Origin of the sequence: Novosphingobium sp. 63-713, from assembly GCF_001898925.1 — a bacterium.
Taxonomy (GTDB): Bacteria; Pseudomonadota; Alphaproteobacteria; order Sphingomonadales; family Sphingomonadaceae; genus Novosphingobium.
Window position 1 is genome coordinate 288,324 of sequence record NZ_MKVS01000008.1, and the last position, 14,758, is coordinate 303,081.

Sequence of the window (14,758 nt, forward strand, 5' to 3'; positions counted from 1 at the left end):
AGGGCCCCCGCCCTTTGCCCGCCGGAGGCAAACCTTACTTCAAAACCTCCACCGCCAAGGCCTCCGCCACCTTGATCCCATCCACCGCCGCCGACAGGATCCCGCCAGCATAGCCCGCCCCCTCACCCGCCGGATACAGCCCGCGTGTGTTAAGTGACTGGAAATCCTTGCCTCGCGTGATGCGCAGAGGGCTTGAGGTCCGCGTTTCCACACCGGTCATGACCACATCGGGATGGTCATACATCGGGATCTGGCGGCCAAACACCGGCAGCGCCTCACGGATCGCGTCGAGCACATAATCGGGCAAACAGGCCGACAGGTCGGTCAGTTTCACGCCGGGTTGATAGGACGGCTTCACCGCCCCGAAATCGCCCGAGGAGGCGCGCCCGGCCAGCAGATCGCCCACCTTCTGCCCCGGCGCGCAATAGTCGCCGCCGCCTGCGGTAAAAGCCAGGCTTTCCCATTTGCGTTGAAATTCAATGCCCGCCAGCGGGTCGGCAGGATAATCCTTGCCGGGATCGACCGTGACCACGAGGCCCGAATTGGCGTTGAATTCCGCGCGCGAATATTGGCTCATGCCGTTGGTGACAACGCGGCCTTCCTCGCTGGTGGCCGCCACCACGCGCCCGCCCGGACACATGCAGAAGCTGTAAACCGCCCGCCCGTTCGATGCCTGATGCGAGATCGCATAGGCCGCAGCCCCCAGCACCGGATGGCCCGCGCAGGCGCCATAGCGCGCCTTGTCCACCCAGCTTTGCGGGTGTTCGATGCGCACGCCGATGGCAAAGGGCTTGGCCTCCATGAATACGCCGCGCTGGTGGAGCACCTCGAACGTGTCACGGCTGGAATGGCCGGGGGCAAGGATGCAATGGCGCGCGGGCAGATAGCTTTCCGCCCCATCCCTGGTGCTGACCAGATGCAGGCCCCGCAGCACACCATCCTTGATGTCAAAATCGGCCACGCGGGTCTGGAAACGGTATTCCCCGCCCAGCGTCTCGATGGTCTCGCGCATCGAAATCACCATCGTCACTAGACGGAAGGTGCCGATATGGGGGTGCGCCTCATAGAGAATATCGTCGGGCGCGCCCGCTTTCACAAATTCGGTCAATACCTTGCGCGAGAGATGGCGCGGATCTTTGATCCGGCTGTAGAGCTTGCCGTCGGAAAAGGTGCCCGCCCCGCCCTCGCCGAACTGGACGTTCGATTCCGGGGTCAGCTTGTTCTTGCGCCACAGCGCCCAGGTGTCCTTGGTACGCTCGCGCACCGCCGTGCCACGTTCGATGATGATCGGCTTCAGCCCCATTTCCGCCAGAATCAGCGCCGCCAGCAGACCGCAAGGCCCCGCCCCGATCACCACGGGGCGCTCGCCTTCCTTGTCCCCGGCCCACCCATCGGGCGCCACCACCGGCGGGCGATAGGCCGTGTCGGGCGCAGGTCGCACATGGCTGTCTCCGTCCAACCGGGCCAGCACTTCGGCCTCATCGTCCACTTCGACATCAAAGACATAGACCAGCTTGATCGCGCCCTTTTTGCGCGCATCATTGCCGCGCCGGACCATGGTGCGGCGCAAAATACGCTGCGGCGCCACGCCCAGCCTTTGGGCGATGGCAGCGTCAAGCTGTTGTGGCGTGTGGTCGAGCGGCAGGGCGAGGTCGGAAAGGCGGATCATGCCCGCCCCATAATCCCAAGGCGATCATTTTGCCACCCCGCGCTTGCCCCCGCACTTGCGCCCTTCGGACACAGCGCTATTCTCCATAGCAAAATTGGGAGAGCCTGCATGATCAAGCCCGAACTGGAATTCGTCTATGAAGCCACCGGCGAACTGGAACCGCCCCGCCCCATCGGCGAGACCTATGACGGCACACGGCGCATCATCCCAATCGTGGGCGGCGGGCGCGTCGAAGGACCGCTGATCAAGGGCCGTCTGATCGGCAATGCCGCCGACTGGCAGGTGACGCGGCCCGATGGCGTGACCGTGGCCGATGCGATTTATGCCATCGAAACCGACGATGGCGTGGTGATCCAGATCCGCAACAAGGGGCTGCGCCACGGCCCGCCCGAGGTGATGCAAAGACTGGCGGCGGGCGAGACGGTGGACCCCGCCGAATATTATTTCCGCACCGTGCCTGAATTCATCGCGCCCAAGGGGCCGTATGAATGGATGAACCGCTCGATCTTCATCTGCTCGGGCGCGCGCTATCCGCTGGGCATCAAATTGTGGGTGTGGCGCGTGGTGTAATGCGTTTTGCCTTCAAGCTGCGCGAACGCAAAGCAACGCTCAATTGCCGCGCGGGCTTGTCGCCAGACCCGATCCTAACAGATCGGGTCTGGCTCTAAACCGGCTCACCCGCCCCGCGGGCGCGGGTCAATACCGCGCCCTCATCACTCCGCACCCGCATGGCCAGAGCCACCAGCACCAGCACCAAAGGCACCGCCACCAGATTGATCGACAGGATCGCCCGGCCCAGATCGCCATGCGTGGCATCCGAAATCATCCCCACAATATACGGCCCCACGCCCAGCCCCGCGATGGTCATCACCACGATATAGGTCGAGGCGGTCAGCCCGCGCATCCGGGGCAGAACCTGATCATACATCACCGCATAGAGCGGCGGCATCCACATGGTCAGCACGAAGCTGTAGAGCACAAAGCGCGCATAGAACCCGGCCGCATCAGGCGCATGATAGACCCAGTAGGCCAGACAGGGCGAAACCCCCATCGCGAACAGCGCCAGCAGCACGCGCCCCACGCCGGGCAGCCTTTGCCCCGCCCAGTCCGTCACCGGCCCCGCCACCATCGGCCCCACCACGCCCAGCGCCGCCGAGAGCAGGCCGAATTGCAGCCCGGTCTGGGCAGGCGTGAGGTGATAGGTCTTCATCAGAAAGGCCGGGGTAAAGGCCATGCAGCCGTAATTGATCATGCTTTGCAGCGATCCGGCCGCAATGCACAGGATCAGCGAAGGGCTGCGCATCACCGCATAGGCGGGCCGGTCGGTGATACGCACCGCCTGCACCAGATTGAGCGTGGCGAACAGGCCCAACCCCACCACCGCCCATTGCAGCGTATGGGGCGACAGGCTGACCACGCCAAGATTGAGCAGCGGGCGCGGGCTGAAAGCGGCGCCCGCGCGGGCCAGCGCCACCATCGCGCCGACAATGACCGCCGTGGCCATCAGATTGACCGCCCAGACCCGCGCCGAAGCCCCTCGCCGCGCCAGCATCAGCCAGTTGGTAAACGGCACGACCGCCAACAGCACTTCGAACGAGGCGGCAAAGGGGCGCGGATCGGGGGGCGTGGTGATGCCCTCAATGGCCCCGCGCACGGGCTCGGCCAGACGCCAGAGCAGACCGGCCAAAGGTAGGCCCGGCACCGCCGCCAGCAGGAAAGCGAATTGCCACCCCCGCAGGCCAAAGGGCGCACCGACCGCCGCAAAGCGTCCATCCCACCAATCGGCCGCCACTCCGCCCAGCACGCTGGACAGGCCAAGGCCAATGGCAATCGCCGCCGCCATCACCGCCATGGCAAGGCCCCGCCGCGCCTTGGGGAAATAGTCATAGATCAGGCTCGTACCCGCAGGCTGGCTGGCCGCCTCGCCGATACCCACGCCAAGGCGCGAGAGGGCGAGCAGCGCAAAGCCGCTGGCGATCCCGGCAAGGCCCGTGGCCAACGACCAGAAGGCGATGCAGATGGCCAGCAGCCATGTCCTCCGCCAGCCATCGGCCAGACGGCCCAAGGGCAGCGAAAAAACCGCATAAAACAGAGCAAAGACCGTGCCATAGAGCAGGCCCATCTCCGCATCGCCGATGTTCAGATCATGTTTGATGCGCGGGGAAAGGATCGCCAGAATGTTGCGATCCAGCAGGCTGAGCAATTGCATCGCGCAGACCAGCAGCAGGGCATACCATCCGCCCTTGGCCACGCGGGTCGTTGAGGGCGCAATTCCCCCCGTCTGCATATGCATCGCAATCCTCTCTCCCCCGGCTGGGCGGTTTCTCCGCTCCATCTGTATCCGGGATTTATGGGGGGAGGATAACGGGGAGGTCTGACCTTGCCTAGCAAAAAAGAGACGTATTACTTACAATTTTTCAAGCCCTGAACACCAGCCGTTTGAGCACCGCATAGTTGAGCACCACCACCACAAAGGTCGTGACCGCGCCCGCCAGATAGGGATCGGCGATGAAATGCGAGGCCAGCTTCAACCCCGCCAGATTGATAAGATAATTGCCCGCATAGGACAGCGCGAAACGCAATTTCGCTGGGCCCGCCCCGGTAAACACCCCGCGCGAATAGGTGAAATAATTGAACCCAGTGCCCAGCACATAGCCGATGGCCTGCGCCAGATAGCGGTCCAGCCCCAGCCAGATCAGCCCGGCATAAAGCCCATAGCCAAAGGCCGTGTTGAGCGCGCCCGCAATCAGAAAGCGCAGGATTTCAGCGGCGCGATCCCGCGAGATCATCCGTAATCCTCGGGGAAGTTCACCCGCTCGCGCTCCAGCACCAGCGGCGTGCCGCGTGTGCGTTCGGAGATCTGACGGATATGGTCGCCCATCAGGCCCATAAAGCCGAAGATCAGCGCGAATTGCGCCTGAAGCACCATGCCGATCAGCCAACCCGCAATCGGACGCCCGGTGAAAAAGGCGATCCCCGCGCCCACCAGCATCAGCAGGGACACAACCGCCCCCAGCACGCTGAGATAAAGCGGCGCGCGCAGCAGGCGCTTGGATGAACCCGTCAGGCCCGCGATGGCGAAATCGAGCAGGGTGAAGAAATTGTTCTTCGATTTGCCTCTCGTCCGCGGCGGGCGAACATAGTTGATCGTCTCCAGCGGAAAGCCCGTTTCCACCAGCAACCCGCGATAAAACGGCTCCGGCTCGTTCAGCGCCTTGATCGCATCGACCACGCGGCGGCTGTAGATGCCAAAGCCGGTGGCGTTGGGAATGGTCTGAAAGTCGCCGAAATTCTTGGCCAGCCAATAGGACAGCGCGCGGATCGCGGTCAGCATCAGGCCCGACTTTTCCCGCTCGCGCACGCCCAGCACGATGTCGACGCCCTCCTGCCAGCGGCGCACGAAATGGGGCAGCAGTTCGGGGCTGTCCTGAAAATCGGCGCACATGCCGATCACCGCCCGCCCCCGCGCGGCATAAATGCCATGGGTGGGCGAGCGCATCTGCCCGAAATTGCGCGTGTTGACGATCAGGCGGATGCGCGGGTCGCGCATACACATCGCTTTGATGATGCCAACCGTGTTGTCGGTCGAATGGTTGTCGATAAAGATGATGTCAAAGCTGACGCCCAACGGCTCCAGTTGCGCGATCACCGCCTCGGCAATCGGCCCGGCGTTCATCTCCTCGTTGTAACAGGGGATGACCACCGAGACATCAATGTCGGCATTCTTCGTCATGAATTACCTTCCCGCTCAAGAGGAGCGTTGTGCCCACGCGATCATCTCGGCCACCTGCGCGGCCAGAGGGACGGGCGCGATGCCATGGTCGGCCAGCAGGGTGCGATAGGCCGCATCGTCGCCGTGATAGATATCGGCGGGGCCGGTGGTGATTTCGGCACGCTGAACGCTGGCGCCGGTCTGGGCGGCCACCACGCCCGCGATCTCGCCCAGTTCCATTGCCTCGCCCCCGCTGTCGAACCGCAGCACGCCCTTGGGCGGCAGCAGGGCGGCAAAGGCAAGGCTCATCAATTCGCGAATGGCGACATAGGCGCGCACGACCTGGCGGGGCGCACGCACCTCAACCGGGCGGCCAGCGATGGCGTCGTCGATGAAGCTGGCGATGGCATAGGCGCCCGGCTTGTTGATATAGGGCCCGGTCAGCGCATAGATTCGGGCGATAACGGCGCGATGGCCCGTTTCATCGGCCCATGCGGCAAAGCGTTCCTCGTCCTCGCGCTTCAGGGCGCCATAAAGCCGCATGGCCGCGCTGGCCTGCGGATCATCGGCCTTGGCCGCCGCCCCGCTGCTGGCCACAAAAATCGCCTCGGCGCCGATCGGGTTAAGGGCTTTGAGCACGCTTTCGCTGATCGCGCGATTGGCGGCGATATAGGCGGCCTTATCCATCGCCTCGGCGCGATCCTTGGTCAGGAAAGCGGTGTGCAGCACAATGGTCGGCTCTTTGGGCAGCCATGCCATGTCCGCCAGCGGGCGCTGCAACACCTGCGATCCATCGGCCAGACGCAGCGCGCGCGTGTTCGAGCCGAAGGGGCGCACCCGCTTCTCAAACTTGTCACCCAGCGCGGCGGCCAGCAGATCGAGCGTGGCAAGGCCGATCCAGCCCCCCGCCCCGGTGATGACGATGCGCCGCCCGTCCTCGACCAGCGCCTGCACCACTTCGGGAGCCAAACCTTCAGCCATGCGCCCGCTCCATCACCGCGCGGGCCAGTTCGCCGAAACAATCATAGCTCATCGCCGGATCGGGCCGGTAATCGGGGTCGGCATAGCCATGGGTCAGGAACAGGAAGGGCATGCCCCGCGCATCGGCCACGGCATGGTCCAACTCGCTGTCGCCCACAAACAGGCAATGGTCGGGTGAAGCGCCCAGATCGGCCAGCACCAGATCGAGCAGGTCGGGCGCAGGCTTGGGCGCAACCCCTGCGCGCGATCCCACCACGCTTTGAAACAGCGGGGCAAGGCCGGTATCCTCCAGCACCTTGTCGACCAGATTTTGCGGCTTGTTCGAGCAGATCGACAGCACGAAACCCTGTCGATGCAGGCTGCGCAGGCTGGTGGCGACATGGTTGAACAGCGTTTCCACGCGCGTCTGCGTCACCGCATAACGGCGGCGGAATTCGGCCAGTTCCTGCGCCGGATCACCGCAGTCATCGCCCAGCAGCGCCATCACCATCTTTTGCCCGCCATGGCTCATCCACGGGCGGGCAAATTCGGGGTCGATCTTGCGCGTATTACCGCGCTCCGCCAGCATCCCTTCGAGGATTTCGATGCAGATCGCACAAGAGTCGACCAGCGTACCGTCGAGATCGAAGATCAGATGGCGAAGCATGTGCTCACCGCAAGGTGGCGCAGGGCGCCATGGCTGCGGCCAGTTCCTCGTCCGACAGGAAGGGCGAGAGATCCTCGAGCGGGGGCGAGACCATCGTGCCATCGGGCAGGCGGCGGCTCGACAGCTTGGGCTCGAACTGCTGCGCCTTGTCGATCATCACCTCGCACAATTGCGGGCCCTCGCCATCCAGCGTGGCGCGGATCGCGGCGGACAGATCGCCATCCTTTTCCGCCTTGCGCGCGGGGAAGCCGAAACCGGCCGCCAGACGCGCGAAATCGGGGAAGGTCAACCCGCTGTCCGGCCCGCAGCCGACCGAGAAGCCCTTGAAATGGGCCACCTGCGACTGACGGATCGAGTGATAGCCGTCATTGTTGAGGACAAAGATCTTGATCGGCAGACGCGCGCCCACGATGGTCTGCAACTCCTGCAGGTTCATCATGATCGAGCCATCACCGGCAAGGCAGATGATCCGCCGCCCGCCGCCCGCATAATAGGCGCCGATGGCGCCGGGCAGGTCATAGCCCATGCTGGCGCAGCCGGAATTGGTATAGAGCCGCTGACCCTTTTTCAGATCGGCGCATTGGAAGATCGTGACGCAGGCCGTGCCGTCGCCCGAGACGATGATGTCGCCTTCCTCCAACTCGTTGAACAATGCCTCGCCAAAGACATAGGGGTTGATCGGGCCGGTCTCGCTGCGAAATTCATCGCGCACGGTGGGATATTGCGCGCTGCGTTCGCGGCTGCGCGCCAGATAGGCGGCGCGGTTGTCCGCCCCCGTTGCCGGCACGCCCACCGCATCGACCGCCGCGAAGAAATCGCGCAGGTCGGCATGGATCGCCCGGTGCAGGTTGAGCGTCGGCTTGGAAAGCTCGGCCTTGTCGATATCGACCATCGCCACGCGCGCATTGCGGGCAAAGCTCTGCCAGTTATAGCTGATCTGGCGGATGTTGAGGCGGCTGCCCAGCACCAGCACATAATCGGCGCCCTGCACGGCGAAATTGCCGCCGCGGTCGCCCACGCTGCCCGGGCGGCCGACATAGAGAGGATGGGCATTGGGCAGCGCGTCATGCGCGTTCCAGCCCGTGACGACCGGCGCGCCCAGACGCTCGATCAGCGCCAGAAACCGCTCATGCGTGTTCGACAGACGCACGCCCGCGCCGACAAACACCACCGGCCGCTCCGCCGCGCAGAATTCGGCCAGCATTGCGCCGACCTCGGCCTGCAACGCATCGCCGGTCAGCGCGCCGGTTTCAGCCACATTGTTGGGCGCGTTCCATTCCTTTGGCCATTCGGCCGCTGTGTCCACATCGGCCGCAGGATCGAAGGCCTCCAGCGCATCCGGGTCCACGGGCGCGGCCTGAACGTCGATGGGAACATCGATCCACACCGGGCCGGGCCGCCCGCGCGTGGCAAGGTAGATCGCTTTTTCCACCACCTTGCGCGCCTGCGCCGGGTCCTGCAGCACCATCGCATATTTGGTGATCGGCCGCACCATGCCGACAATATCGACTTCCTGATCGCCCAACTGGCGCAGCGGGATATGCGGGAAATTGCCCGCAATCGTCTCGCGCTTCACCTGACCCGACACCACGATCATCGGGATCGAATCGACATAGGCGCCATAGACGCCGTTGAGCGTGTTCACGCCCCCCGGACCCGTCGTCACATTCACCAGCGCAGGCTTGCCGCACAGCCGGGCATAGCTTTCCGCCGCAATGGCGCTGGCCTGCTCGTGGTGATTGAAGATCTTGCGCAGGCCCGCTTCGCGCCCAAAGGCGTCGTTGAGGTGCATGGCCCCGCCGCCCGTCAGCATGAAGCAGTCCGAAACACCGCTTTGCACCAACAGGCGGGCGATCAGGTCCGCGACCCGGATAGTCTCAGCCATGATGATTTACGCAGGCTCGGCGGTCTTGGCGGTGGCCTGACGCGCCTCCATCATGGCGATGCGGGTGGCGTCTTCCTCGGCAATGCCGCGATAGAAATCGCGCTTGTTCTTGAGCCAAAGCAGCTCAAACTCGATCGCCAGCTCCATGCCCGCCTGCGCGCGGCCATCCTCGACCACGGCGGCGTCGAACACGACCTTGCGCGTTTCGAAACGATCCAGACGATGCGCGCGGGCGCCCGCCAGCAAAGGCACCGAATCCGGGCTGACCCCGCCGCCCACGACCAGTTCGAGGCCGCGCTCCTGCGCCACCTTGGCCACGGCATTGACATAGTCGGCCATCGCATCGCTGTTCACAAACGAACGGTCATGGCCCAGCGAACCGGCGAAATCGACGCGGCCAAACACAAAGCCGACATTGCCCGCCTGCGCCACTTCGCCCAGCTTTTCCAGGCTGTCAAAGGTCGTGGCCGTTTCCACGTTGAACAGGAAGGACATGTCCGCCTGCTCGTCCTTGGGAAACACCTTGTCCTTGGCGGCAATGAATTTCGAGAGCGCATAGGGCGTCTCGACCATCGGAGCGATGATGTAATCCACACCATATTGGCGCGCCTCGATCAGGTCGCGGATCGCCTCGCAACCGCCGATCTTGAGCGCGACCTTCAACCCGGCGCGGCGGGCCAGTTCGAGCAGGCGCAGGAATTCATCGCTGCGCGTGCCTTCGGCCTCAAACTCGGCCTTGACCGAGACAAAACCATATTTGGCCGCGCCTTCGGCCAGAATCGCCAACATGCGTTTTTCGTATGCGTTCACGTCTAAACCTCTTCGGCTGGCTTTCCGACCCTGCCCGTAACAAACCTTGGTCCCTTAGCCCTTAGCCGATCCGTAATGATCCGCAAGGAAGACACCAATCTGCTCGGCGGTATAACTAAGGTGGTCATCCGTCAAACCCGGATAGATGCCCAACCAGAAAGTATTGGTCGTCACCAGATCGGCATTGGCCAGATCGCCCACCACGCGCACGTTGCGGCCCTTCATATAGGGCTGGTGCAAGAGGTTGCCGCCAAACAACAAACGGGTGCCGATCTTCTGCTCGGTCAGGAATTCGACCAGAGCCTCGCGGTTGATGCCGGTCTCGGGACGGATGGTGATGGGATAGCCGAACCACGAGGGCTGCGAACGCTCGGTCGCCTGCGGCAGGATGAAGATATCCTCCAGCGGCTTCAGCAATTGCGTCAGCTTGTCGAAATTGCGCTGGCGCGCGGCGATGAAGCCGTCGAGCCGGTCAAGCTGGGCCAGCCCCACGGCCGCCTGCATGTCGGTGATCTTCAGGTTATAGCCGACGTGGCCATAGGTATACTTGTGGTCATAGCCATGAGGCAGCGTGCCCAGCTTGCGGTTGAAGCGCTTGCCGCAGGTGTTGTCCTGACCCGGCGCGCACCAGCAGTCGCGGCCCCAGTCACGGAACGATTCGACCACGCGCTTCAGACGCGGCTTGTCGGTGAAGACCGCCCCGCCCTCGCCCATGGTGATGTGATGCGCAGGGTAAAAGGACAGCGTGCCCAGATGGCCGAACGTGCCCACCGGCTTGCCGTCAAACGTCGCGCCCAGCGCGTCGCACGTATCCTCGACCACCCACAGATTGTACTTCTCGGCAACGCGCATCACTTCGGCAATGTCGAAGGGATTGCCCAGCGTATGGGCGATCATGATGGCGCGGGTCTTGTCCGAAATCGCCGCCTCGATCATCTCGGGCTTGATGTTATAGGTCGGGATATCGCAATCGACAAAGACCGGCACCAGCCCATATTGCAGCGAAGGATTGACCGTGGTGGGGAACCCCGTCGCCACGGTGATGACTTCATCGCCCGGCTTCAATGCATCGCCGCGATGATAATGCGAGGTCAGCGCCGCCAGCGCCAGCAGATTGGCCGAAGAGCCCGAATTGGTGGTCAGCGCATGGGCCACCCCCAGACGCGCGGCCAGCTTTTCCTCGAATTGCGCATTATAGCGTCCCGTGGTCAGCCACATGTCCAGACTGGCATCCACCAGATTGCGCAGCTCGCCCTCGCCCACGACCTTGCCTGAGACGGGCACGACGCTCTCGCCAGGCAGAAACGCGCGGGGGGCGTGGTAACGGCGCGCATATTCCTCGGACAGACCAAGGATCAGTTCGCGCAATTGCCCTTCATCGCTGTCCTTCACCATGCCCGCCACGGCGGAGGAAAGGTCGAGCATGGGATTATCAATCGTGGCCATAGAAACTGTCTGCCTGTAAACTGTCTTCTGAAAATTTCAGACGCGTTGAAACATTATTAGCCTTGTTGAAACAAAGCGCGATAGGCGGCCAATTGTGTCAGTGAAATTGCCTGCGCATCGCCGCCCTCGGCCACGCCCCTGTGCCATTCCACGATCCGGTTCAGCGCCTCGCCCAGCCCCCAGGCCGGGCGCCAGCCCAGATAATTGCGGGCCTTGGCGCAATCCAGCTTGAGGATCTTGGCCTCATGGGGGCCCGACACCTGCTCGGGCTGGTCCCAGCCGGTATTGCCCCAATGCCCGGTGATCCGGTCGGCGATCCAGCTTACCGGCTGCGTGTCATCATCGGCCGGGCCGAAGTTCCAGCCCTCGGCGGCCCAGGCCTCGCCGGCGGCGAGCACCTGCGCGATCAGCAGATAGCCGCCCAGCGCCTCGAGCACATGCTGCCACGGGCGGATCGAATGGGGCGAACGGATCAGCGGACGCTCCCCGGCGATCAGCGCGCGGATGATGTCGGGCACCAGCCGGTCGAGCGCCCAGTCGCCCCCGCCGATCACATTGCCCGCCCGCACCGATGCCAAAAGCGGCGCGCCCGGCGCGGAGAAGAAACTGCGTCGATAGGCCGCGATCACCAGTTCGGCCGCGCCCTTGCTGGCCGAATAGGGATCATGCCCGCCCATCGGGTCGCTCTCGCGATAGGGCCAGACCCATTCGCGGTTCTCATAGGCCTTGTCCGAGGTGATCGCCACGATGGCCTTCAGATTGGGCGCCCGGCGGCAGGCGTCCAGCACATGCACCGTGCCCTGAACATTGGTGGCGAAAGTTTCGACCGGCGTGTCATAGGACAGGCGCACCAAAGGTTGCGCGGCCAGATGGAACACCACCTCCGGGTCGGCCTGCGCCACGGCGGCCTCGACCACGGCCATGTCGCGGATGTCGCCCTCGATATGGGTCAGCAGGCTTTCGACCCGCGCCTGACGGAACAGGCTGATCTCCTCGGCGGGCAGCGACAGGCCCGTCACCACCGCGCCCATCTGATGCAGCCAGAGCGCCAGCCAGCTCCCCTTAAAGCCGGTATGCCCTGTCAGCAGGACTCGTCGCCCTGCCCAGAAGGATGGATCATGCACGACAGCCACGATCCCTTACCACTTTTTCCACGGCGCGGCGCCCTGCGCCCAGAGCCGTTCAAGATGCTGCTTGTCGCGCAGCGTATCCATCGGCTGCCAGAAGCCGTCATGGCGGTACGCCACCAGCTCACCGCTATGCGCCAGCGTTTCGAGCGGATAATCCTCCCAAACCTGATCCGGACCCGCGATCAGGTCGATCACCGAAGGATCCAGCACAAAGAAACCGCCATTGATCAGGCCGCCATCGCCCGCAGGCTTTTCCTTGAAGCTCGTTACCTCATGCCCGCCCGAACCATCGCCGAATTCCAGCGCGCCAAACCGGCCCGGAGGCGCAACGGCCGCAATCGTCGCCTTCTTGCCATGGGCGCGGTGAAAGGCCAGTTCGGCCGAAATGTCGATGTCGGAAACGCCGTCGCCATAGGTGAAGCAGAAAGGCTCGCCATCGGTCAGGAACCGGCGCACGCCCCACAGGCGCCCGCCCGTCTGCGCGGTCGGCCCGGTGTCCACCAAAGTCACCGTCCAGGGCTCGCTCTTGGCCTCATGCACGGTCATCTTGTTATTGGCCAGATCAATGGTCACATCGGCGGCATGAAGGAAGTAATTGGCGAAAAATTCCTTGATGACATAGCCTTTATAGCCAAGACAGATGATGAAGTCATTGACGCCATGGGCCGCATAGATCTTCATGATATGCCAAAGGATCGGCATACCCCCCACTTCGACCATCGGCTTGGGGCGGCTCGAAGTCTCCTCGCCCAGCCGCGTTCCCAAACCACCCGCTAGAATTACTGCCTTGGTCAAGTGACCCCCGAATATGTTGATCAGGTAAAATCAGGACGAAAAAATTCGGCTCGGGCCATGGGCTACTTGCCCTGCAACGTCAAGCGTTCTGCCCATCAGCGTCCCAAAACGCGCCGGTCTGAGTGGCCCGCATCGACGCCGCCTTCAGGGGGTCTGGGTAAGGCTCGATCCGGCATCGGGGGCAAAGGCCAGATTGGGGATGATGGCGGTAAAACTGATCGCCGCGATGATCCAGAAGGCCAGCGCAAAATCCCGCAACTCGGGGTGCTGCACACCATGCGCGGCGGTGCTGATCTGAAGGATCGTGGCCGCCATGCACACGCCCAGCGACAGGGTGAGCTGCTGAAACGTGGTGTAGAAACTGGTCGCGCGGCTCATTTCCTCAGATGCCAATCCGTCATAGGCGATGGTGTTATAGGCGGTGAATTGAAACGACATCAGAAAACCGGCCAGCACCAGCACGCCCCAGATCGCCCATTCCGGCCATGCGGGCGAAAAGAAGCCGCAGGTTGCATAGACCACCGTTCCCGCCGCGCCCATCAGGGTCAGCCCCCGCCGAAAGCCGAGCCGCCGCAGGACCGGCCCGGCCAGCCCCTTCATCACGATGGACCCGACCGCCGTTGCCAGCGTGATCGTGCCCGCCCGCGCGGCGGAAAAGCCAAAGCCATATTGCACCATCAGCGCCAGCAGGAAGGGCTGCGCGCCCTGCAGCAGGCGGGTGATCGACCCGGCAATCCATGACAGGCGGAAATTGCGGTGGCGCAGCAGCGCAAAATCCATGATCGGCGCGGAGTGTCGCCGCGCATGGGCCCAATAGGCCAGCGCCATCGCCACACCCAGCCCCAGCGGCAACAGCGCCACCGCGCCCGCATGGATCGGCCCGGCCGCCTCGAACCCCACCATCAGCGCGGCCAGCGCCACGGCCGACAGCACGAATCCCACAGCGTCAAACACCGGCGGCTCCTGCGCGCGGACATCGGGAATGTAGCGCGACACCAGCACCAGCGCGAGCATGGCAATCGGCAGATTGATCCAGAAGATCGCCCGCCAATGCATATAGGTGACGATAAAGCCACCCAGCGGCGGCCCCAGAATCGTGCCCAGCAGGCCGGGCACCAGCATCCAGCTTGTGGCATTGACCAGATCGCGCGGCGGCACCGTGCGCAGCATCACCAGACGCCCCACCGGCAACATCATCGCCCCGCCCACGCCTTGCAGGAAACGCGCCGCCGCCATGGCTTCCAGCCCATTTGTCAGCGCCGAGCCGAGCGAGCCGAGCGCGAAAACGCCGATCGCCACGCAAAACACCCGCCGCGCACCAAACCTGTCGGCCATATAGCCCGAGACCGGCACAAACACCGCCAGCGCCAGCAGATAGGACGTGACCGTCACCGAAAGCGCGGGAGGCCGCACCCCGAAATCACGCGCGATGGTGGGCAAGGCCGTGGTCAGCACCGTGCCGTCGAACTGCTCCATGAACAGCGCGCAGGCAACGATCAGACCGATCAGGCGATAATCACTGGCGCCCATCTCTTCGACGGGGGCCGCATCGGCAATCGGGGGAGTCGCTTGCTGCATTTGCGAAAGGCTCTAGGCCGATGAATCCGGCGGGGCAAGAGCGGGATCCGCGCAAAATCCGCAGGGCGTGAAGGCGACAGGCGCCCGTCAAGGAAGGGGGCGGTTT

Annotated in this window: 13 protein-coding genes; 1 reads left to right on the forward strand and 12 read right to left on the reverse strand. The window is 63.8% G+C overall.

Annotated elements, in window-relative coordinates:
* Nucleotides 1–34: 34 nt before the first annotated feature.
* Nucleotides 35–1,669, reverse strand: a complete 1,635-nt coding sequence (locus BGP00_RS06485) for an NAD(P)/FAD-dependent oxidoreductase (protein ID WP_292689938.1) — start codon at nt 1,667–1,669, stop codon at nt 35–37.
* A 108-nt stretch (nt 1,670–1,777) separates the two neighbouring features.
* On the opposite strand from BGP00_RS06485, the gene BGP00_RS06490 reads away from it, so the two are divergent.
* Complete coding sequence (locus BGP00_RS06490; protein ID WP_168604476.1) at nt 1,778–2,239, forward strand: DUF3237 domain-containing protein; 462 nt, start codon at nt 1,778–1,780, stop codon at nt 2,237–2,239.
* Between the two features lie 94 nt (nt 2,240–2,333).
* Here BGP00_RS06490 and BGP00_RS06495 read toward each other — a convergent pair whose 3' ends face one another.
* From BGP00_RS06495 to BGP00_RS06545, 11 genes are all read right to left on the reverse strand, one after another.
* Complete coding sequence (locus tag BGP00_RS06495) at nt 2,334–3,962, reverse strand: MFS transporter (RefSeq protein WP_292689936.1); 1,629 nt, start codon at nt 3,960–3,962, stop codon at nt 2,334–2,336.
* A 124-nt stretch (nt 3,963–4,086) separates the two neighbouring features.
* On the reverse strand, nt 4,087–4,458 hold the full coding sequence (locus tag BGP00_RS06500; RefSeq protein WP_292689935.1) for a GtrA family protein: 372 nt from the start codon (nt 4,456–4,458) through the stop codon (nt 4,087–4,089).
* A complete protein-coding gene (locus BGP00_RS06505) occupies nt 4,455–5,402 on the reverse strand; it encodes a glycosyltransferase family 2 protein (RefSeq protein ID WP_292689933.1) in 948 nt (315 codons plus the stop codon). Before BGP00_RS06505 ends, BGP00_RS06500 begins: the two co-directional genes overlap by 4 nt.
* A gap of 15 nt (nt 5,403–5,417) precedes the next feature.
* Complete coding sequence (locus BGP00_RS06510; protein WP_292689931.1) at nt 5,418–6,362, reverse strand: NAD(P)-dependent oxidoreductase; 945 nt, start codon at nt 6,360–6,362, stop codon at nt 5,418–5,420.
* A complete protein-coding gene (locus tag BGP00_RS06515; protein WP_292689929.1) occupies nt 6,355–7,008 on the reverse strand; it encodes an HAD hydrolase-like protein in 654 nt (217 codons plus the stop codon). Before BGP00_RS06515 ends, BGP00_RS06510 begins: the two co-directional genes overlap by 8 nt.
* A gap of 4 nt (nt 7,009–7,012) precedes the next feature.
* Nucleotides 7,013–8,893: a thiamine pyrophosphate-binding protein gene (locus BGP00_RS06520; protein WP_292689927.1), complete on the reverse strand. Its 1,881-nt coding sequence runs from the start codon at nt 8,891–8,893 to the stop codon at nt 7,013–7,015.
* Nucleotides 8,894–8,899: 6 nt separating this feature from the next.
* The gene (locus BGP00_RS06525; RefSeq protein WP_292689925.1) at nt 8,900–9,703 is read right to left on the reverse strand and encodes an aldolase/citrate lyase family protein; all 804 of its coding nucleotides are present in this window, start codon (nt 9,701–9,703) and stop codon (nt 8,900–8,902) included.
* Between the two features lie 54 nt (nt 9,704–9,757).
* Nucleotides 9,758–11,149 carry a lipopolysaccharide biosynthesis protein RfbH gene (rfbH, locus tag BGP00_RS06530; protein ID WP_292689923.1) on the reverse strand — a complete coding sequence of 464 codons (1,392 nt, stop codon included), beginning with the start codon at nt 11,147–11,149 and terminating at the stop codon, nt 9,758–9,760.
* A gap of 56 nt (nt 11,150–11,205) precedes the next feature.
* A complete protein-coding gene (rfbG, locus tag BGP00_RS06535; protein ID WP_292689921.1) occupies nt 11,206–12,273 on the reverse strand; it encodes a CDP-glucose 4,6-dehydratase in 1,068 nt (355 codons plus the stop codon).
* A gap of 15 nt (nt 12,274–12,288) precedes the next feature.
* Nucleotides 12,289–13,074, reverse strand: a complete 786-nt coding sequence (gene rfbF, locus BGP00_RS06540; protein ID WP_292689919.1) for a glucose-1-phosphate cytidylyltransferase — start codon at nt 13,072–13,074, stop codon at nt 12,289–12,291.
* A gap of 144 nt (nt 13,075–13,218) precedes the next feature.
* A complete protein-coding gene (locus tag BGP00_RS06545) occupies nt 13,219–14,652 on the reverse strand; it encodes an MFS transporter (RefSeq protein ID WP_292689916.1) in 1,434 nt (477 codons plus the stop codon).
* Nucleotides 14,653–14,758: the final 106 nt, after the last annotated feature.